Annotated in this window: 22 protein-coding genes; 5 read left to right on the plus strand and 17 right to left on the minus strand. The window is 63.4% G+C overall.

From position 1 onward, the window contains the following. Positions 1 to 20 precede the first annotated feature (20 nt). Positions 21 to 875: a formyltetrahydrofolate deformylase gene (purU, locus tag AC1Q5P_RS19375; RefSeq protein WP_062346631.1), complete on the plus strand. Its 855-nt coding sequence runs from the start codon at positions 21 to 23 to the stop codon at positions 873 to 875. Between the two features lie 76 nt (positions 876 to 951). Then, positions 952 to 1,353: a glyoxalase/bleomycin resistance/extradiol dioxygenase family protein gene (locus AC1Q5P_RS19380; protein ID WP_039331632.1), complete on the plus strand. Its 402-nt coding sequence runs from the start codon at positions 952 to 954 to the stop codon at positions 1,351 to 1,353. Here AC1Q5P_RS19380 and AC1Q5P_RS19385 read toward each other — a convergent pair. The 16 genes from AC1Q5P_RS19385 to AC1Q5P_RS19460 all read right to left on the minus strand — a co-directional run bounded on the left by AC1Q5P_RS19385 (position 1,350) and on the right by AC1Q5P_RS19460 (position 18,012). Next, positions 1,350 to 2,108, minus strand: a complete 759-nt coding sequence (locus tag AC1Q5P_RS19385) for an alpha/beta fold hydrolase (RefSeq protein ID WP_169804116.1) — start codon at positions 2,106 to 2,108, stop codon at positions 1,350 to 1,352. The two genes, AC1Q5P_RS19380 and AC1Q5P_RS19385, sit on opposite strands and share 4 nt — an antisense overlap. Beyond that, a complete protein-coding gene (locus AC1Q5P_RS19390) occupies positions 2,087 to 2,863 on the minus strand; it encodes a glutathione S-transferase family protein (protein ID WP_052241956.1) in 777 nt (258 codons plus the stop codon). The genes AC1Q5P_RS19385 and AC1Q5P_RS19390 overlap by 22 nt, the downstream gene beginning before the upstream one ends. Before the next feature lie 4 nt (positions 2,864 to 2,867). After that, positions 2,868 to 3,617, minus strand: coding sequence for an SDR family NAD(P)-dependent oxidoreductase (locus AC1Q5P_RS19395; protein ID WP_492519802.1), 750 nt, complete (start codon positions 3,615 to 3,617; stop codon positions 2,868 to 2,870). Next, positions 3,614 to 4,075: a protein tyrosine phosphatase family protein gene (locus AC1Q5P_RS19400; protein WP_492519803.1), complete on the minus strand. Its 462-nt coding sequence runs from the start codon at positions 4,073 to 4,075 to the stop codon at positions 3,614 to 3,616. The genes AC1Q5P_RS19395 and AC1Q5P_RS19400 overlap by 4 nt, the downstream gene beginning before the upstream one ends. Positions 4,076 to 4,084: 9 nt before the next feature. Next, complete coding sequence (locus tag AC1Q5P_RS19405) at positions 4,085 to 4,957, minus strand: amidohydrolase family protein (protein WP_082734701.1); 873 nt, start codon at positions 4,955 to 4,957, stop codon at positions 4,085 to 4,087. A gap of 81 nt (positions 4,958 to 5,038) precedes the next feature. Then, positions 5,039 to 6,463 carry an aldehyde dehydrogenase family protein gene (locus AC1Q5P_RS19410; RefSeq protein ID WP_492519804.1) on the minus strand — a complete coding sequence of 475 codons (1,425 nt, stop codon included), beginning with the start codon at positions 6,461 to 6,463 and terminating at the stop codon, positions 5,039 to 5,041. A gap of 45 nt (positions 6,464 to 6,508) precedes the next feature. Next, on the minus strand, positions 6,509 to 8,593 hold the full coding sequence (locus tag AC1Q5P_RS19415) for a PQQ-dependent dehydrogenase, methanol/ethanol family (RefSeq protein ID WP_492519805.1): 2,085 nt from the start codon (positions 8,591 to 8,593) through the stop codon (positions 6,509 to 6,511). Positions 8,594 to 8,650: 57 nt separating this feature from the next. After that, positions 8,651 to 10,216, minus strand: a complete 1,566-nt coding sequence (locus AC1Q5P_RS19420) for an AMP-binding protein (protein ID WP_492519806.1) — start codon at positions 10,214 to 10,216, stop codon at positions 8,651 to 8,653. 3 nt (positions 10,217 to 10,219) lie between these two features. Next, positions 10,220 to 11,005, minus strand: coding sequence for a glutathione S-transferase family protein (locus AC1Q5P_RS19425; protein WP_492519807.1), 786 nt, complete (start codon positions 11,003 to 11,005; stop codon positions 10,220 to 10,222). After that, positions 11,002 to 11,772, minus strand: a complete 771-nt coding sequence (locus tag AC1Q5P_RS19430; RefSeq protein WP_039331625.1) for a glutathione S-transferase family protein — start codon at positions 11,770 to 11,772, stop codon at positions 11,002 to 11,004. Before AC1Q5P_RS19430 ends, AC1Q5P_RS19425 begins: the two co-directional genes overlap by 4 nt. 255 nt (positions 11,773 to 12,027) lie before the next feature. Next, the gene (locus tag AC1Q5P_RS19435) at positions 12,028 to 12,396 is read right to left on the minus strand and encodes a twin-arginine translocation signal domain-containing protein (RefSeq protein WP_039331624.1); all 369 of its coding nucleotides are present in this window, start codon (positions 12,394 to 12,396) and stop codon (positions 12,028 to 12,030) included. Beyond that, complete coding sequence (locus AC1Q5P_RS19440) at positions 12,396 to 12,806, minus strand: c-type cytochrome (protein ID WP_052241951.1); 411 nt, start codon at positions 12,804 to 12,806, stop codon at positions 12,396 to 12,398. Before AC1Q5P_RS19440 ends, AC1Q5P_RS19435 begins: the two co-directional genes overlap by 1 nt. Beyond that, a complete protein-coding gene (locus tag AC1Q5P_RS19445; RefSeq protein WP_193827173.1) occupies positions 12,803 to 14,395 on the minus strand; it encodes an FAD-binding oxidoreductase in 1,593 nt (530 codons plus the stop codon). The genes AC1Q5P_RS19440 and AC1Q5P_RS19445 overlap by 4 nt, the downstream gene beginning before the upstream one ends. A 73-nt stretch (positions 14,396 to 14,468) precedes the next feature. Continuing rightward, a complete protein-coding gene (locus AC1Q5P_RS19450; RefSeq protein WP_492476907.1) occupies positions 14,469 to 14,966 on the minus strand; it encodes a DUF3237 domain-containing protein in 498 nt (165 codons plus the stop codon). Between the two features lie 8 nt (positions 14,967 to 14,974). Beyond that, positions 14,975 to 17,155, minus strand: a complete 2,181-nt coding sequence (locus AC1Q5P_RS19455) for a PQQ-dependent dehydrogenase, methanol/ethanol family (protein ID WP_492519808.1) — start codon at positions 17,153 to 17,155, stop codon at positions 14,975 to 14,977. Then, the gene (locus tag AC1Q5P_RS19460; RefSeq protein ID WP_492519809.1) at positions 17,155 to 18,012 is read right to left on the minus strand and encodes a DUF8021 domain-containing protein; all 858 of its coding nucleotides are present in this window, start codon (positions 18,010 to 18,012) and stop codon (positions 17,155 to 17,157) included. Before AC1Q5P_RS19460 ends, AC1Q5P_RS19455 begins: the two co-directional genes overlap by 1 nt. 89 nt (positions 18,013 to 18,101) lie before the next feature. On the opposite strand from AC1Q5P_RS19460, the gene AC1Q5P_RS19465 reads away from it, so the two are divergent. From AC1Q5P_RS19465 to AC1Q5P_RS19475, 3 genes are read left to right on the plus strand one after another with little or no spacing between them, the layout of a single operon-like run. Continuing rightward, positions 18,102 to 18,491, plus strand: a complete 390-nt coding sequence (locus tag AC1Q5P_RS19465) for a nuclear transport factor 2 family protein (RefSeq protein ID WP_492519810.1) — start codon at positions 18,102 to 18,104, stop codon at positions 18,489 to 18,491. Between the two features lie 13 nt (positions 18,492 to 18,504). Further along, complete coding sequence (locus tag AC1Q5P_RS19470; protein WP_039331618.1) at positions 18,505 to 18,957, plus strand: nuclear transport factor 2 family protein; 453 nt, start codon at positions 18,505 to 18,507, stop codon at positions 18,955 to 18,957. Between the two features lies 1 nt (position 18,958). Next, a complete protein-coding gene (locus AC1Q5P_RS19475; protein ID WP_492519811.1) occupies positions 18,959 to 19,702 on the plus strand; it encodes an SDR family oxidoreductase in 744 nt (247 codons plus the stop codon). 12 nt (positions 19,703 to 19,714) lie between these two features. Here AC1Q5P_RS19475 and AC1Q5P_RS19480 read toward each other — a convergent pair. Further along, on the minus strand, positions 19,715 to 19,992 hold a 278-nt coding region (locus AC1Q5P_RS19480; RefSeq protein WP_492519812.1), incomplete at its 5' end, for a hypothetical protein.

The raw sequence follows: 19,992 nt of genomic DNA on the forward strand, positions 1-19,992 counted from the left end.
CTAGGACGGGAGAGATTTTGATGAGCGCATCGCTGATTTTGACGCTGTCATGCGAGGACAAGCCGGGCATCGTCGCCCGCGTCACGGGCAACCTCTATGAAGCGGGCGGAAACATCCGGGAGGCGCAGCAATTTGATGATTCGCTGAGCGGCAAGTTCTTCATGCGAGTCGTGTTCGATCCAGGCGAGACCGGGATCGAAGCGTTCCGCACGGCCTTTGCGCCGGTTGCCGAAGACTACGGCATGGAATGGAACATGCGCGACACGGCCGTGAAGCGGAAGGTCGTCCTGATGGTCAGCAAGTTCGACCACTGCCTTGGCGACCTGCTCTATCGCACGCGCATCGGTGAATTGCCGATGGAAGTCGTCGCGATCCTTGGCAACCATCCCAAGGAAGCGCTGAACATCTCGCTGATCGGCAATGTGCCATACCATCACCTGCCGATCACCAAAGAGACCAAGCCGCAGCAGGAGGCCGAGGTCAAGCGCATCGTCACCGAGACCGGCGCAGAACTGGTGGTGCTGGCGCGCTACATGCAAATCCTGTCGGACGATCTTGCCTCGTTCCTTTCGGGCCGCTGTATCAATATCCATCACTCGTTCCTGCCGAGCTTCAAGGGCGCCAAGCCCTATCACCAGGCGCACGCCCGCGGCGTGAAGATGATCGGTGCGACCGGTCACTACGTTACCGCAGATCTCGACGAAGGTCCGATCATCCACCAGGACGTCGAGACCGTGACTCACGCCGACAGCCCCGAAGACCTCGTGCGCAAGGGCCGCGATGTGGAACGCCGCGTGCTGGCGGAAGCAGTGCGCCTGCACCTCGAGGATCGGGCTCTCGTCAACGGCAACAAGACTGTCGTGTTCAAGAGCTGAGCGGTTTCAAAGGTTGAGATTGGACGGCGGCGGGGGCACCATGCTCCGGCCGCCGTTTTGCTGCGGGAGAGAATCAATGCACGTCAACGCGCTCGATCACGTCAACATCATTACCGACCGACTCGACGAGACGGCCGAGTTCTACAAGGCGCTGCTAGGGTTGGAACGGCGCGATGGTCCGCCCCCCCTCACCCCGCAAAACGCGCAGTGGATGTACGATGCAGGCGGCAAGGCCATCGTGCACATCAATGCCGTCGATTGCCCGCGCGCCTATGATCGCGAAGTGCAGCCCGGTTCGCTCACCGGCGCGATCCATCACGTTGCGCTTAATTGCTCAGGCTACGACGATGTGCTGGCGCGCGTGGCCGCCCTGGGGCTCGACTGCCAGACCAACGTGGTCGAAGCCATCGGGCTGCGGCAGATCTTTACCGCAGACCCGAACAACGTGCTGCTGGAGCTGAACTTCTTCGCCGATTAGGCCGGTAACGCTGCTTCCAGCGCTTCAGCCAGTTCCTGCGGTTTCGACAGGTAGGGACTGTGATCAGCCTCAAGCGTGACCACGTTCGCGCCAGGCGACATCGCGATCATGCGGCGCTGGCTTTCGATCGGGATGGTGCGGTCGAGCGTGCATTCGATATAGGTGCGCGGCAGACTGCCCCAGCGCTCGGGGGTGACAGCAATCTTCTCGGAACGAGGAGCGTGTGGTTCGGCCATGAGCCTTCCCATCGCCGCATCGACAAGGTCAGGCGGGGAGACTTGTGCAAAGACCGGTGCAGCATTCGCAGCATCGATAACCGTGGCGACGCCATCGTGGACCTTGGAGATAATCGCATCGAAGGCAGGGTTGGGGCCTTCGAGTTCCTTGAATTCGGCGCGGCTCATGCCAGCGGGAAGCATCATCGCACAGATATAGACGATGGCATCCATTGCAGCTGGATCACGCTCTGCCGCGGTCGACACGACAAGGCCACCGCGCGAGTGTCCGGCAAGCACTACCGGGCCGACGCCCTGCGCCTTCAGGTCCCGGCAATGCTGCGCAGCAAATTCGCCCCAGCCATCGAGCGTGACCGCCGCCATTTCCTCGGCCGTGCCGCCCATGCCAGGCAGCGTCGGCGCCACGACCGTATGCCCACGCGCGCGCAGGATCTCGGCAACTGGATCGAAGCACCAGCCGCCGTGCCAGGAACCGTGAATAAGGACAAAACCGGCCATCAGCGAACGTGCCCCGACCATGTCCGCAGGCCCGGCGCGGTGCGGTCCTCGCTCTTCAGGGCTTCGGCGACTGCGGGACGTGCGGTGACGCGGTCGCGCCATTCGCACAGGCGTGGGAAGCGGCTCGCCACTTCCATCTCGGGGAACATACGCTCGACCATCATGCCGCAGTGCGAATAAAAGTTGATGTCTGCAAGGGTGTACGTGCTCCCTGCCAACCACTTTGTCTGCCCAAGCTGTGCCTCGACTTTGGCAAGGGCATATTCGATCTTGGCAGTGGCGTTGGCGAGGTCCGCCTCGGAGAAACCTGAGCGAGCCGTAGCCCACTTCTTACGCTGATCGGGCAGCGGTATGTTTTCGAGCAGCTTCTCGAAATCGCCGTTCTCGATGTTGCGCGCGATGACCCCGACCATGCGGTGCCAGCCGTGCATCGAGACGAAGTTCATCACGTGCTCGTCGACGAACTTGTTCCAATAGCGCATCCGCGCCGCGCCAACCGGATCGTGCGGACGCAATGGAGCGTCGGCGGGCTGCGCGTGAGGGAAGGCATCCTCGAGGTATTCGTTGATTACGGTGGTGTGGGTGATGATCGTGCCGTCATGATCGAGAACGGGCACCTGTCCCTCGGGATTGATCGCGGTGAACCACGGCTGGTGCTGTTCGAACTTGTGCAGATCAACGTAGATGCTCTCGTAGGCGAGCCCCTTCTCCTTGAGCGGGACCATCGACTTGAGCGAGTTCGCCAGCGGTTCGGCGTGGTAGTATTTCAGGGCCATCGGATCAGACTCGCATGGTGCCGAGCATGCCGCCGTCTACCGCCCAGCTTTGGGCGGTGACGTGGCTGGCGGCATCGGACAGAAGGAATGCGGCGACCTTGGCCAGTTCCTCGGGCTGGCCGGTGCGGCCCTGCGGCACTGCCTTGGCCATCTGCGAGGCGGCTTCGGGGGGCAGGCCATCGAGCATCGGCGTCTCGATCAGCCCGGGCACGATGCAATTGCAGCGCACGCCGAACTCGGCCACTTCGTTGGCGACCGCGCGCGATAGGCCGAGCACGGCGTGCTTGCTGGCGACGTAGCCCGCATTCATCGGCAACCCGCGTTCGCTGGCGAGGCTACCGGTGACGAGGATCGCGCCTTGCCGGCGTTCCTTCATCGCGGGCAGCACGTGCTGGATCGCCCAGAGCACACCCTTGAGGTTCACCGCCATCACGGCGTCGAACATCTCGTCGGTATATTGTTCGACGGGAGCAAACATGCCGCCGATGCCGGCGTTCAGAAACATGCCATCGATCGGGCCATTGGCAGCGATGGCATGATCGAGCGCGGCATGAAGCGCGGCCTTGTCTGCAACGTCGGCCGCAGCGAAGGCGGTGCTGCCACCAAGGTCGCGCGCAGCCTGTTCGAGCAGATCGGCGCGGCGGGCGATCAGTGTAACGCGCGCGCCGGCCTGGGTGCAAATGGTCGCAGTCGCGCGCCCGATGCCGGTAGAGGCGCCAGTGATAACGATGTGCTTGCCCGAAAGATTGGTCACTCAGGGGTCCTTGCGATGAATTCCGCCCAGACGCGGGCTTCCTTGCTGTCATAGCCTTCGGGAGACCACTGCCGTTCCATCAGCGCGCGCGCGACGGGCTCCGCAAGGCCGCGACGGTCGCGGTTGTAGCGGTAGAAGAACGCCGAGACGCGCCAGTTCATGATGCAATGGACGTGGACCGGCCTGGGTCCTTCCTCCACCGCCTTCACGAAAGCGGCGAAGTGGTCCTCGCCCGGTGCGTCGAACGGAACGGGGATGTGGGTATAGGCAATGCCTTGCGCGGCAAGCTTGTCCCCTTCCCCGGCCAGCGCTTCGGGATGAGTCTCCAGCGCGAGATTGACGACATGCGCTACGCCCAGGTCGGCGAGGCGCATGACGTCCTTGTCCTCGATCCGGCCCGACGTGGTAATTTCCGCATCAAGCCTCTGCCAGCCGCGGATGTCATCAGGATCGGCCATGAGGCAGGCTCAGGCCAGCCCCAGCAGGCGCGCGGCGTTGTCCTTCATGATGCCGGGCATGACCTCTTCCTTGAAGCCGACCTTCAGCGCCGCATCGATCCACTTCTGAGGGTGGATCAGCGGGAAGTCCGAACCGAACAGCATCTTCTTCCTGAGCTGCGTATTGGCGTACTGGATGATCTGCGGCGCAAAATACTTAGGGCTCCAGCCCGACAGGTCGATGAACACGTTGTCCTTGTGCAAAGCCATGGACAGGCTTTCATCCACCCATGGCCACGACGGGTGGGCGAGGATGATCTTCATGTCGGGAAAATCGACCGCGACATCATCGACCAGCATCGGCTGGCCGTACTTGAGACGCATGCCGCCACCGCCGCGCATCCCCGTGCCCATGCCGGAATGGCCGGTGTGGAAAATCGCGGGCAGGCCATACTCGGCAATGACTTCGTATATCGGATAGCCAACGCGGTCGGCCGGGTGGCAGTTCTGGGCAATGCCGTGGAACTTGAAGCCCTTCACGCCAAAGTTCTCGATCAGATCGCGGGCTTCGCGCGCGCCGTACTTGCCCTTGTGCGGATCGATCGAGGCGAAGGCGATGCAGATGTCGTCGTTCTTGGCCGCCATTTCGGCAACTTCGTAGTTCGACACGCGCTTGGCACCCATGCCGCATTCGGCATCGACCGTGAACATGCAGAAGGCGATCTGCTGCTCGCGATAGATCTCGACGATCTCGGGCATCTTCGGCCGCTCGCGCGGGGCCTTGAAGTAAGCCGAAGCGGCGTCGAAGAACTGGCCCATGACCGGATCTTCCGGATCGTGGCACGAGACCTCGGCATGGACGTGGACGTCGATCGCCTTGATCTTCGAAATGTCGATGGGCACCGCTCTTTTCCTTCAGTTTTGCAAGCATCAAGGCAGCCCTGCCGCGAAACGACAGGGCTACGCTCGATATTCAGGCGCGGATCAGACCAGCGCGTCCTTCTTGACCGTGATCACCTGGCTGTAGGTGAACTCCTTCAGGCCCTCGATGCCGTACTCCGCACCAAAGCCGGACTGCTTGTGTCCGCCGAACGGCGCAAAGGGCGAAAGGTGAAGGAACTCGTTGATCCAAACCGTGCCGGTTTCAAGCTGCTCGGCGATCCTCACGCCGCGTTCGGTGTCCTTGGTCCAGACAGCGCCGGCAAGGCCATATTCCGAATTGTTGGCGCGGGCGATGACTTCGTCGTCGCTGGAGAACTTCATCAGCGGCATGACCGGGCCGAACTGCTCCTCAGCCACGATGCGCGCATCCTCGGGCGGGTTGTCGAGGATCGTGATCGGCACGTAGTAGCCAGAGCCGGAAGGATCGACATCGCCGCCGACGAGGAACTTGTAGCCGTTGTCCTTGGCGTCCTGGATCAGTTCGCAGACACGCTCGAACTGCTTCTTGTTCTGGATAGGGCCGACGCCGGTGCCCTGCTCCGAGCCGTCGCCGACCTTCACGGTCTTGGCGTATTCGGCGATGGCCTTCGACAGGTCGTCGTAGATGTCCTCGTGGATGTAGACGCGCTTGGCGGCCACGCAGATCTGGCCGGCATTGGTGAAGCTCGACCAGAAGAGCTGCTCGGCAACCTTTTCGACGTCGGCATCGGGCAGGACGATCGAAGCGTCGTTGCCGCCCAGTTCCAGCGTGATGCGCTTGAGGTCCTTCGAGGCGCCTTCCATGATGCGCTTGCCGGTTGCGGTCGAGCCGGTGAAGGTGATCTTGTCGATGTCCGGGTGCGAGGTCATCATCGGGCCGAGCGCGTCTTCGCCGGTAATGATGTTGACGACACCAGCCGGCACGATGTCCTTGATCAGTTCGGCGAACTTGAGCGTGGTCAGCGGCGTGAACGGCGAAGGCTTGAGCACGATGGTGCAGCCGGTGAGGATCGCGGGCGCAATCTTCTGGACGGCCATCAGCAGCGGGAAGTTCCATGGCACGATGCCGGCGACGACGCCGACCGGCACGCGGCGCGTGCGGCTCAGGCGGGTGTCGCTATCTTCGTTGATCGTCTCTTCCAGCGTCAGCGTGGACTGGGCGCTGATGATGCCGGCGCAAGCGTGGATCTCGCCCTGCGCCTGATGATGCGGCTTGCCCTGTTCGCTGGTGAGCAGGCGGTACAGCTCATCGAAATTGGCCTCGATCGCCGCCGCCATGTTGCGGATCACGGCACGCCGATCGTCAACCGGGGTCTTCGACCAGGTCTTGAAGGCAGCGCGGGCAGCAGCCACAGCGCGGTCCAGTTCTTCGGCACCACAGGCGGGGACCCGCCCGATGACCTGCTCGTTCGCGGGGTTCACGACTTCAAGCGACTCTGCGGTCGTGACCAGCTCGCCATTGATCAGGTTGGGATAAAGATGCGTCATGAATCTCTCCACTCGTTATGATTGCTATAAGATATAGCATTCTTGTCAGCGCGCTTCCAGAGCCTTGTCCTCGTTGGCGCGCTTGATGAGGTACTGGCGGATGTTGTCTGCATCCTCTGGCCTGAGCGCCGATTTGAACGACACCATGCCGTTGTGCTGCAGCGCGCCGTCTATGACAACCGATCGGATGGCTTCGGGAGCGTTGAGCGCAGCAGAGTGGCGCAGGTCCGGGTTCACACCGCCGGCAACGGCCGCATCGCCATGGCAGACGTTGCAGTAACGACCGTAGAGTTCGCCACCAGCCTTGACCTGTTCCGGCGTGCCGGTGAACGGCGGCGGGTCGAGGACCATCTTGGCCATCGGCGGAGCGGCAGGCAGCGTGGCCTTCCCGCCGAGCTTGAACACGACGAGGCGGCTGATGTTGCGCTGCTTCTTGGCCTTGTGCGCAAGCACACCCGTGGCAACGTCCCACACGCCGCCCCAGCCGACCATCACGGCGACATACTGTTCGCCGTCGATCGCATAAGTCATGGGCGCAGCAATGATGCCGCTCTGCGCCGGGAACGACCAGAGCTGCTTGCCCTTGTCGGCGCTATAGGCGACGAAATCGCCGCCTGCAGTGCCCTGGAAGACGAGATTGCCGGCGGTCGAGAGAATGCCACCGTTTGACGGGCTGGGCAGTTCGACCTTCCACGCAGCCTTCTTCGCGACCGGGTCCCAAGCGACGAGCGTGCCGGTGGTTGCGCTCATCGCGGCGGAGCGGGCCTTGGCATCGGCCGGCATTGCAGTGACATAACCATCGAGGCCAGTCTGGAAGCCGATGTCGGTGGCCTTCCAGTCCTTCGCCGCGGCGTAGGGGAATGCGGCGTTGTTGACCGGCAGGTAGAGCAGGCCGGTCTTCGGGCTGAAGCTCTGCGGCTGCCACGAGTGGGCACCCACAGCGCCGGGCAGGCTGACGAATGGCGCGCCCTTTTCGTACCGGGCGGCCGGATTGACTGTCGCCTTGCCTGTGTTGGGATCGATGCCCGTCGCCCAGTTGACCGGTACGAACGGCGTTGCCGAGATGAACTGGCCGGTCTTGGCATCAAGCACGTAGACATGGCCGTTCTTCGGGGCATGCAGCACGACATGGCGCTGCTGGCCCCCGATGTTCAGGTCCGCCAGAGTGATCTGCTGGGCGGAGTCGAAATCCCAGCGGTCTTCCGGGGTTTCCTGGAAGTGCCAGGCATATTCACCGGTGTCGGCATTCACCGCGACGATCGACGAGGTGTAGAGGCTGTCGCCCTCACGACCGGACGCAGCGGGGTTCCACGGCTCGGCGTTGCCGGTGCCAAACAGGACGAGGTTGGTCGTGGGATCATAGGTGATCGCATCCCACACGGTTCCGCCGCCGCCCAGCTTCCACCATTCGCCGGCCCAGGTCTTGGCGGCGTTTTCCATGGCCTTGTTCTCGAAGCCATCGGCGGGGTTGCCGGGAACGGTGTGGAACTTCCACACCTCGTTGCCGGTGTTCACGTCATAGGCAGAGATGTAGCCGCGCGCCTTGTACTCCGAACCGCCGCTGCCGATCAGGACCTTGCCCTTCACCACGCGCGGCGCGCCAGTGATGGTATAGTCCTGCTGGTTGGGCACGACGACCTTCGACCAGGCAACCTTGCCGGTCTTCTGATCCAGCGCAACGAGGCGTCCGTCCAGCGTGCCGACGAACACCTTGTCTCCGTAAAGCGCAACACCGCGATTGACCGCATCGCAGCAGGCCCGGACGAGCGTTTCGCGCGGCACTTCGGGATCGTAGGACCATTTGAGCGCCCCGGTCCTGGCATCGAACGCCTTCACCATCGACCATGCGGTCGAGATGTAGAGCGTGCCGTCGTGCATCAGCGGCGTGGCCTCCTGCCCGCGCGCCGTTTCAAGATCATGGAACCATGCAAGGCCAAGCTGTCCGACGTTGCTGTCGTTGACCTGGGTCAGCGGGGAGAAGCGCTGTTCACCATAATCGCGCCCATAGCTCAGCCATTCGCCTTCGGGCACTTGCGCGATCATCGCATCGGTGACGCCTGCGGAAGCGACAGCGACCGTGTCGCCATCACTCTTGATGTTGCACGCTGCCAGCGGCAGCAGTGCGGCCATCAGGCTTAAGACCTTCAAACGCATATGCAGCTCTCTCCCGACTGTCCGTTTTCCGGATCAGTTGACCATACGATCGGCGTTACCCCAATAGGGAACCCGCAGCGCCTTCTTGTCCATCTTGCCCGCAGCAGTGCGCGGAATCGAGTCGATAAACGTGACAGATTTCGGCGCCTTGACCCCGCCGAGGCGATCCTTGGCATAGGCGATGATTTCGGCCTCGGTAATGCCCTCGGCCACGACCACCGCATGGACCTGCTCGCCCCACTTCTCGTGCGGGATGCCGAATACGCAGGCCTCGCGCACTGCTGCCAGTTCTGTCACGGCAGCTTCGACTTCGGCGGTGAACACGTTGAAGCCGCCGGAAACCACCATGTCCTTCTTGCGGTCGACGATGTAGAGGTAGCCGTCGTTGTCGAACTTGCCGACGTCACCGGTGTGATGCCAGCCGAACTTGCGGATTTCGGCGGTTTCCTCAGGCTTTTCGAAGTAGGAATGCGTGACCAGCGCGCCGCGCACGCAGATTTCGCCCGCCTCGCCCAGCGGCACCTCCTTGCCATCATCGTCGAGCAGCGCGACCTTGATCGAGCGGGTGGGCTTGCCGCAGGCGGCGAGCTTTTCCGGTGCGGAAGTGGCGAACTTCGCGACGTCCTCGGGCGGGAACCACGCCACGATCATCGGGCATTCGACCTGACCGTAGGACTGGCACATCGCCGGTCCGAACACCTCCACTGCCTGGCGCAGCTTTTCCGGGCTGCAGGGCGAGCCGACGAGGATGAAGATGCGCAAGCTGGAGTAGTCATGATCGCCCAGTTCCGGCGAGGCGAGCAGCTGGTACAGCGCCGTCGGCGGCAGGTACATGTGGGTAACCTTGTACTCCGCAATCGTGCGCAGCACGCGCTCGGCGTCGAAACCGGGCAGGATCACCTGCGTTGCGCCGAGGCTCAGCGTCGAAAGCGCGATCGGGCCAGCAGCGTGCGTGATCGGCGCTGAAACAAGCGCGACCGGGGAATCGGTGCGGCTGCCCATGCCATCGGCAGCGGTCTCGATCATCGTGCCCCAGCCGAGGTTGGTGACGTTGGCACCCTTCGAAGGGCCGGTGGTGCCGCCGGTGGGAAAGATGCCGACCATGTCCATCAGGTTGCCGAAGGCATCGATCTCGGGCTCGACAAAATCGGCCTCGCTGACACCGGCCATGAATTCCTCGAGGCTCGGGTCATCGCCCATGCGCTTGTCGAGGCAGACGAAGTGCTGGAGCGTCGGACAGAGGTTCTTGAGCTGCTGGACTTCGTCGGCCTTGGACGAATGATAGACCAGCCACTTCAGGCGCACGTAGTTGATATAGGCCGCGTTGGCGTCGATGGCGTTGCGGGTGTTGACCGGGATCCACTTGCCGTTGGCGCGCCACATCGCCAGCAGGACGACGAGCAGCATGCCATCGTTCGGGCCATAGAGACCGAGGCAGTCCTGGTTCTCGAAACCGCCCTTCTGCAGAGCCGCAGCGATGCGTTCGGACAGGGCCTTGGTTTCGGCAAAGGTCAGCTTGAGGCCCGTCTCGGTATCGACGATGGCGAGACGCTGTGGATCGCGATCGTGGCCGCGGTCAAAGTAGTCGATGGCGCGCATTGGTTATCCCCAACGATTGATTTCTGGCCCCGGCGCCCAGGCGCGGAGCGGTTCGGAAACGGTCGACCTGGCAAGCGCCGCCTTCACGCAGCTCTGCTCGGCCATGCGGGCTAGCCAGGCGGTGGTGAGGGGAGCAGCGGCGAAGGCATCCGGCCGCAGAAGCTGCATCCCGGCCAGCCAGGAATACGTGACGAGATCGGCAATCGAAAAGCTGCCCATCAGCCATGCACGGCCATCGGCCAGCTGCTTCTCGCAGCGCTCGACGGCGGCGACGATCTTGGTCTCGCTGTCGGCCACTTGCGCGGCATCGACGACATCATCGTTCAGCACTTGCCAACGGTTGCGCAGATCGTCCGACACGATGCGCGCTGTCAGCGTTGCGAAATCGTCGGCCGGAATGGCTGCAATGGCATGCTGCGAGGAAGCAAGATTGCCGAGCAACGCTGCTGCAGGGGACAGGCGCTCGGTGATCTGGCGGCACCACATCATCATTTCCCAGCGCGCATAGGCGTCCATCGGCTGCAGCCCGGCCCCGCCCGCGGCCTCGTCAAGATACTGTGCCAGGAACACGGATTCTGTCATCGCCTCACCATCGATGACCAGCACCGGCCCTTCGCCTTCAATGCACAGGTCGAGCGCAACAGGATCGGCAATGCCAGGCAGCGCATGGCGCTCCCCGGCAAGCAGGTCGATGGGGCGGCATTCGATGTCGAGTCCCGATTGCGCCAGAGCGGCAAGCACGGTCAGTGAAGCGCCATTCGGCTCGCCGTGGTAGAGCACCGCGTTCATGCCTCGATCTCCGCCATGATCAGACCATAGCGATTGGCAAGGTCGGTCTTGCCCATCGCCCAGGTCCTCTTGACCGCATCACGCGTATAGACCCGCTTGAGCCAGCGCATGATATTCGGCGTCTTGTCCTTGCCCGCCAGATCTGGCTGCGACAGCGGCAGCGAATAAGTGCTGTTGAAGATGTTGATGTCGGCCAGGCTGTACTCATGCGAGCCGACATAGGGCCGCTTGCCCAGTTCTTCTTCGAGCTTCGCGATGCCCAGACCGACGCGGCGACGGCTCTCGGCCATCTCGCTTTCCGAAAAGTCGCCATTGATTGCCTTGCGCCATGCGACGCGGCGTTCCGGCAGGGGAATGCGCTCGATCGCCGCTGCGAGTTCGGCAGGATCACGCTGGCGCACCATGGGCCCTACGAATACGCTCCACCCGATCATCGAGAAGCTGGGGCCAAGCCACTGGTCCATGAACTTCATCCACCAGCGCACGCGCCAGCGATCACGCGCATCCGACGGCATGAGGTCCGGCCCGTCGAACCGATCGTTCACGTATTCCATGATCGCGGTGCTCTCGGTGAGCACAAGACCATTATGGGTCATCGCCGGGATGGTGCCCTGCGGATTGATCGCAAGGTATTCCGGCTTGTGCTGATCGAACTGCAGCATGTCGATGTAATGGCTGGAAAAGGGCACGCCTTTTTCCATCAGCGCCAGCATCGGCTTCCCCGAGTTGGCGTTGGGTTCCCAGTGATAAAGGGTTACCGCGTCCATTCGTTGCCCACTGGTTCCATCATCTCTCTCCCGATTCCGATGCGTGTCGGAATTTGTTAGTAACACATACTAATTGCGCAGGAGCGCGGGTCAAGCCCGCATGGTGTCGAAATACGCTTTGGGGATTAAGACGCGGGTGGGGCAGACGCCCATTTCGAATGTTTCACCAAGTGAAAGCTGACCGCACGATAAAAGGGGCACGTCCCGACAGGAACGCACCCCTTTTGCAGACTTCTGGCTTTGCGCCGGGACTGTCTAGCGCGCAGTCATCGTCCAGAGGAAAAGATGCGTGCGACCGGAGAGGGGAGCGGCAGCACGAATCTCATCCGAGAGTCGCAGACCCTGCGCCTCCATGACCCCTCTTAGCGCAGTCCAGTCGCTCCAGCGTGTGAGCCCTGTCACGACTTGTGGGAATTTGATCGCACGCGCAGCATCAGCCGCACCCAGAGCAAGGTCGATCGCCCGCTGCGTGTCCTTCGCTGCAGCAAAGGCTGCGGATTCGGGAATGCGGCTGTCGAACACCACCAGCGGCACGGGGCTCGCCATGGCTGCCACCGCAGGCGTTGCGGCGACCGCTCCGGCCAGCGCACTGCCCTTTAGCATCGAGCGGCGTGAGACGCGCATCAGCCTGCCTTCCCGAGGTATTTCGCCACGGCATCAAGCTCGGCATCGGTAAGGTCGACCTTGGTCTGCTGCGGCATGGCACCCTTGCCCATGCGGACCACGGTCTTGACGTAATCGGCAGTCAGATCGGTGCGATTGGCGAGCAGGCCCTTGTCGGGCGAGTTCCCAGCCATGACCTGCTGCTTGGTGAGCAGGTTGGTGCCCATGCCGCCGGTCAGGTGGCAATAACCGCAGTGCACTTCGAACAGCACCTTGCCATCCCTACCGGGCTTGAGCCTGTCGCCGGTCGGCGCAACCGGTCGCATCTGATACGGCGGCGGGGGGCCGGGCGGCGGCCCCGGAGGTGCGGCAAAGACGGCGGTCGCGGCAAGGCCCAGTGCGCCGACGAAAGCGAACGATGCGCGGTTCATGCCCCGTGACCTCCGGCGTTGCTCCTGCCACGGGCATCGGAATAGGCGGCAGGCCAGATGCCCTGCTTGCCCGGCGCGATGATGCCGTTGGGGTCGAGCGCGTTCTTCACCTTCTCGCCGAAGCGGCGCAGCGCGTGGTTGTTGAAATCGAAGGTTTCCATGACCGGGTCCATCCAGCCGAGGTGGGTGCGGTATTCGGCGTAGCCCGCCTTTGCCGTCTCGGTGATCAGCGCATCGAACAGCTTGCGCATCTTGACGACTTCAGCCGCGTTGTCGCGGTCGTACATCAGCATGTTGACGTTGTTGGCAAAGCGCCCACCGATGGTGAAGCTGGCGTAGAAGTCGACGTCGAAATCAGCGATGATCTTGCGGCTGCGCGCCATCTGATCGAGCACATGCTTGCCGGTTGCCGGGACAACGGGCGAGAAGCCCATGTGCGCCCCGCGTCCGCCGATCCAGTCGGACATCTGCAACGGCACGGCCGACGGAATGCCCATCGTGGTGTCGACGCCGTGGATATAGTCGCCAGGATGCCACCAGTGCTCTTCCGGAGCGACGGCCAGGTTGCGCTTCATCGCCGCCTTGACCACTTCGGCCTTGGCCTTGACCACGCTTTCCTCGCCATACAGGCGCAGCGCGACTTGCCAGTAGCCCAGCTTGTGCTCCTTCAGCAGTTCCTCCACACGCCATTCGGGGATGGCCGAGGGCTTGTCCCAGAAGTCCTGACGCTGGCCCTTGAGAACCATCTTGCCCAGCCACGAAGGGATGAACACATTCTGGTCGATCAGGCCCGAGATCTTGAGCGGCGCAATGGTATCGACCACCCAGCCGATGTCCTCGACCTTGGGGATGTCCCACACGATCTCGAGCGAGCTTTCGGGCGCGGGCTGCAGCCAGATGCCGGCCTTGGTCACCACGCCGAGGTTAGACTGCGTGAAGGCGAGGTCGAAGGTCGGCCCGTAGCTCATCGGGAAGAGGTGCCAGGCCGGGTTGTTGCTCATCGCGCCCATCCCGGTGCGGACAAGGTCGCCATCGGGCAGCACTGCCTCGATCCCGCAAAGGTTGCGGGCATGCAGGCCATAGGGCGTGTAGCCGATGCCATGTTCGAGCGCGTTGCCCAAAACCGAGCCCCAGGCATTGCCCGGCACCGACATCCACAGCGGCGCCTTTTCGCGCTGGATATGCTCGTAGAGATCGAAAAAGCCGACGCCCGGTTCGACCACACAATAGGCCAGCTTGGTGTCGAGTTCGAGCACCTTGTTCATGCGGCCAAGGTCGAGCACGACCGTGCCTGGCAGGCGCGGCGCGGCGGTGCCATAACCCAGGTTCTTGCCGCGCGCGACGGGCCAGAGCGGCGTCTTGTGTTGGTTGGCAAGCCGCACGATGGCGCGCACTTCATCGACAGAGGCGGGCGCGACGGCAGCCGAGGCGGGCCACTCCTCGGTGCTGCCGGGAGCATAGGTATCGGCATAGGCGTCGCGGTCGGCGTCGGAGTCCATGACCCATTCCTTGCCGACCACGCCGGCAAAGGCGGTCATCGCCGCCTGGAACTGCTTGGGACTGACGCGCGGGGGCAGGTGCAGCTTCAAGGCGTGGACTCTCCCGTCACTTATTTTCTAACAATTGTTATTGTTTGCAGCACTTGTGATTTGCCGTCAAGCCTCACGTCAGCGCGTAATACTTGACGTAGTTGCCGTCCGGCTTGCGCTCGCCCACGCCGATGAACACATGCCGCGTCAGCCAATCGTGCTTGCCCTTGCTTGTCTCGAAGGTGGGCTGCGCGCGCAGGTAGTATTCGGCATGCGGGACGGGCTCGCCCCCGGCGAAGGCCCAGGCGCGGAGGCGGTCCATCGTCCCCGGCTCACGGCCCCACAGGAAGCCCTTGTTCTGCATGTAGATCAACGTGCCGTCATCGACTTCGAGCACATAGCGCGCATCGAACACGGCGGTGTCGTCCGGGCGGAAGAAGGCATAATCGCCGCCGGAGTTCGGCACTGCCCTGCCCTTGAGCAGCGGCCCCTCGAACTCGCCGTCGTCGACATAAACGGCGCTGCGCATGCCGCCAGAAGGCAGGTCGGGCACCATCTGCACACGGGTGAAGCGCAGGCGGCAGGCGAAGGCAAATTCGAGGCGGGGGTTGTCGAGCGTAGAGAAGTCCATGGGGTGCCTCAGTAGTTCGAAAGGATCGTCAGGCTCGGCCCGTCGAGCGGCTTGCCGGCCTTCTGCTTGGCTTGCTCGTCGGCGCGGGTCTTGGCTTGCAGGTCGATCAGGTAGGCGTGGATCGCATCGGCATCACCGGGCGAGAGGATGTCGTCCCAGCGCGGCATCCCGTTCGGCGTCAGCAACCCTTCGAGCACGATCTGCCGGAAAGCCTCGTGCGTGCCCGGCTGCATCCGGCGCAGGTCCGGCGTGATCGAGCGCGGCTGGTTGGCATGGCAGATGGCGCAGTTGCCGAAGAACAGCCCCTGCCCCCGGGCAATCGTCGCCGCAGTGACGCCCGGTGCCTGCGCCGGAGCTTCTGGCGCAACTTCCAGCGGTGGCAACAGATCGGGCATCGGCACCTTGCCGCCACCCAGCCTGAACACCAGCAGCCGGTTCATGTTGCCGCGCGTGTAGGCGGCGGAATAGCGCGGAACAAAGGGATAGCCGCCCCCACCCCACCCGGCCATGACTGCGACATACTGCACGCCGCCGACCTCGTAGGTCATCGGCGCGGCCATGATCGGGGTGCCGGTGTCGATTTCCTTGAGCAGCTTGCCCGTCCTTGTCTCCCGCACGAAGAGCTTGCCGGTGACGCCACCGTAGATTGTGAGGCCGGTAGCTGTGGTCAGCACGCCGCCGCGATCCTGCCAGCCTGCGGTGTCGGCAGACCAGACGGTCTTGCCCGTCAGCGGATCGATCGCGCGGATCTGCGCGGTGGCAGGCTGCCTGAGCGCTTCCTGATAGGCCGGAAGCTTGCGCACGGCATCGCCGAACTCGGGCGGAAAGCCCGCCAGCGCCTCTTTCACATCGGGCGTGAAGATCAGCGCGGCATCGTTGTTGAGCCCGCGCGCCTTCAGCGGCTTGGCCCCCGGCGTCATGAAGATGAGGTTGCCCATGTCGAGCACCGCGCCGATGTATAGACCGGTAGCGGGATCGTAGCTGGCCGGATGCCAGTTGCGCGCGCCGGTGGTGGCGGGAAAGACGATCTTGGGGCCGGTGGTGTAGTCCGCCGCTTCGGGATCCAGGATCGGCCGCCCGGATGCGGGGTCGATCCCCTTGGCCCAGTTGGTGCGCACGATCGGATTGGCGCGCAGCAGCTTTCCGTCACGTCGGTCGAGGATGTAGAGATAGCCGTTCTTTGGCGCGTGGAGCACGACCGGGCGGTTCTCGCCATCGATGTCCATGCGCGTGAAGATCATCGGCTGGGTCGCAGTGAAGTCCCAGTTGTCTCCGGGCGTTTCCTGATAGTGCCACTTCATTCGCCCCGTCTTCGGATCGAGCGCGACGAGACTGGCGAGGTAGAGGTTGTCCCCGCCCGAGGGCGAGCGCTTCGACGTGGCGTAAGGCCCGCCGTTGCCGGTGCCGACGAGGACCAGCCCGGTCTCGGGATCGTAGTTGATCGCATCCCACGGCGAACCGCCGCCGCCGATGTCCCAGCGGCTGTTCGGGTCCCATGTCTTCAATGCGGCTTCGAGTTCCGGTGTTTCCTGCGGGCCGAGCTTGGGATCGCGCGGCACCACGTGCCAGCGCCAACGCAGCTTGCCGGTATCGAGATCCAGCGCGGTGACATAGCCGCGCACGTCATATTCGGCGCCACCCATGCCGATGACCACGACATCGCCAGCCACTTCCGGAGCGCCGGTTGAATTGTCGCCTTTGGCGCGATTCTCGATGAAGTCGCTCTTCCACGCAACTGCGCCGGTCCGGGCATCGAGCGCGTACATCCAGCCATCAAGCGAAGCGACAAACACCTTGCCCCGCGCCACGGCGACGCCACGGTTGACCATGTCACAGCAGACCGTGCGGTTGACCTGCATGTCGACTTCTGGCTCGAACCGCCAGAGCGGCTTGCCGGTGGCCGCATCGAAAGCATAGGCGCGGCCTGCAGTGCCTGACGTATAGAGTACGCCATCGACCACGACCGGGGTGGCTTCCTGCCCCCTGAAGGTGTCCAGTTCGGCAGACCACGCGAGGCCCAACTGGCCTACGTTCTGCGCATTGATCGCAGTGAGCCGCGAATGGTGAGTCTTGCCGGAATCCCCGCCGGGACTGGTCCATTCCCGCCCTGCCCCCTCGGTCAGCGCCGTCGCGCCGCCCAGCGAGCAGGCGGCGAGCCCAAGAAAGAGACTGGCGAGAAACTGGCGCATCACAGCGCGTCCCACGGACTGGGCATGCGGTAGGGCACGGTTATGAAGTTCGCTTCGATCTGTTCGATCATGCCATGGTCGATCTTGAACAGTTCGGAGATGTAGAAGCTGTGCGGGCGCAGCACCGGACTTTTCACCGTGCGCCCATCGGTCAACTGGAACTCGCGCAGGCGGCCGGAATGATCGATGAAACCGAAGGCCAGCACCAGCCCGCGCTCTTCATCCACCAGCGGGAAGCGACGGGCGCGCAAGTCATCGTCGTAGCGATAATTGCCCATGCGGAACTGCTCTTCGCAGCCCAGCGCCGAGACCGGCACGATCTTGGCGAAGTCGGGATTGCGCGTGGTCTGGACCCCGTTTTCCACGCGATTGCAATCGGGGTGGAACTTCGTGTGGATCGTTCCGTCGTTGCGCTGAAGGGTATCGAAGTAGCCGTTCGAAAGGCGCACCATCTCCTCTCGGGACACCGGTTCTTCAGGTTCGCGGTGCAGGATCGGCTTGTCCCAGTAGCGGCAGTTCTCGAACTTGATGCCACTGTCGGACTGGCGGACGATCAGCATCTCGCACTCGGCGATCTGGCCCGCTTCGTTCACGCCGAGGCGCAGGGTGAAGGCCGATTCCTCGATAGGCTCGATCACCGTGCCGAAGTAACCGACCTGTCCCGTCTTCACGTCGGCAAAGCGCAACTGGTAGTCGCCCAGCCGGTCGATCGTGCCCCACACGCCATCGCCGATCTCCAGCATGACGTTGTTCTCGCTATGATGCGCGCCCTGTGCCCAATCCAGCGCATGGGGATCGCGCGCGTTCAACGCTGCAAGGAACCGGTCAAGAACGGCATAGAGCTCGGCGCGGGTCATCGATTCTCCCAAGATTGCATTGAGGCTTTGACGGCCTTCTCTGCCCAAGGCATACTCTACCAATTGTTATAAATAAAGGGGAGAGGCGCATGGCGCGGACAGCGGCCGAACAGGCCAACCACGACCTCGTGCTGGAGATGTACCACAAGGTCCTGTTCGCGATGGATAGCAGCGCAGTCGACCGCTACATCGCAGCCGAATACGTGCAACATTCCTCGCTGGCCGCACCGACGGTTGAGGCGCTGAAGGGCTTTCTCGACCGGGTGCGGGCCGAATCGCCCGATGCCGTGCAGACCATCCACCGCAGCTTCGTCGATGGCGATCATGTCATCACGCACACCCACGTGGTGCGCTGGCCGGGCGATCCGGGGCTTGCCGTGGTCGATATCTTCCGGGTGGCGAACGGCATGATCGTCGAGCACTGGGACGTGATTCAGGACGTGCCGGCCCAGCCGGTCAACCCCAACAGCATGTTTTGAAGGGAGAAGAACGATGCGCCTCGTAACCGCAGCAATTGCCCTTGCCCTCACCGCCAATGCCGCGCAGGCGGCGGAATGCAAGCTGACCCCGAAGCAGGTGGTCAGCAACTTCATGGACGAGTTCTACATCCAGAAGAAGGTCCGCTCCTCGTTCGAGCGCTGGGTCGATCCCGGTTACATCCAGCACAACCCCTATGCCGCCACCGGCCGGGAAGCCGCGATCGGCTTCCTCGAAAAATTCGTCGCCGAAAACCCCGGCCAGCGCACCACGATCCATCGCATCATCGCCGACGGCAACCTGGTGGCGGTCCACAGTCACGGCTGGATGGAGAACGGTGATGCCGCAGCCAAGCGCGGCTTCGCGGTGGTCGATATCTTCCGTGTCGAAGGCTGCAAGGTGATGGAACACTGGGACGTGCTCTCGCCCGTGCCGGAAGCGTCGGCCAACACCAACACGATGTTCTGAGATGAAGCGCTTCGACAACAAGTGCGTGGCGATCCTCGGCGGCAATGCCGGCATCGGCCTTGCCGCCGCGCGGATGTTCGCTGCCGAGGGCGTCAGGCTTGCCATCACCGGGCGCAATGCCGAGACCTTGCGGGCTGTGGCCGAGGAACTCAGCGCGCTGTGCATCCGCTCGGACATCGGTGACCTTGCCCAGACCCAGGCGGCGTTGGGCGAGATCGAGGACGCACTGGGCGGGATCGACGTGCTGTTCGTCAACGCAGGGGTCGGCGGCTTCGCCATGGTGCCTGATGTCACCCCGGAGTTCTGGGATCAGATCCACACCGTCAACCTGCGCGGGGCGTTCTTCGCGATCCAGAAGGCGCTGCCGCTGATGCGCAACGGCGGGGCCATCGTCATTACCGGCTCCATCGGATCGACCGCGGCTGTGCCGGGCAACGTCGCCTATGCCGCAGCCAAGGCAGGCCTGCGGGCCATGGCGCGCATCGTCGGCAAGGAACTGCTGCCGCGGCGCATCCGCGTAAACATGGTCAGCCCCGGCCCGACCGACACCGAAATCTTCAAGCGCGATGCAAGCCCTGAGGAGATTCAAGGCATGCGCGAAATGCTCTCGTCGGTCGTGCCCCTGGGGCGCATGGGGACCTCGGAAGAAGTGGCGCGCGCAGTGCTGTTCCTAGCCAGTACCGAGGCCAGCTTCATCAACGGTGTAGACCTCAGCGTCGATGGCGGGTGCATCGAGCTGGGCTGACACTTGGGCTGATTATTGCGTGGGCCCCGCCTCGGCGGCGCCCTTCAGCGTGGCGCCGCTGCGGTCGGGCAGGGTCCAGATGATCAGGTTCACCACCATGATCCCGGCGAGCGTCAGCATCAGCGCAGGCCGCTTGCGTTCGCCCCGGCGGAACAGGAACACAGCCCCGCCGACAAGGGCGATCGCGGCCAGCATCATCAGGGACAGCGCAGCATCAAGCATGCAGGATTCCTTGAATACGGCACCGGCCCGCTCCCCCGGCCCGACCACCCATAGGATACACTGTCGGG

Source organism: Novosphingobium sp. GW835-FHT14H07 (genome assembly GCF_058793515.1).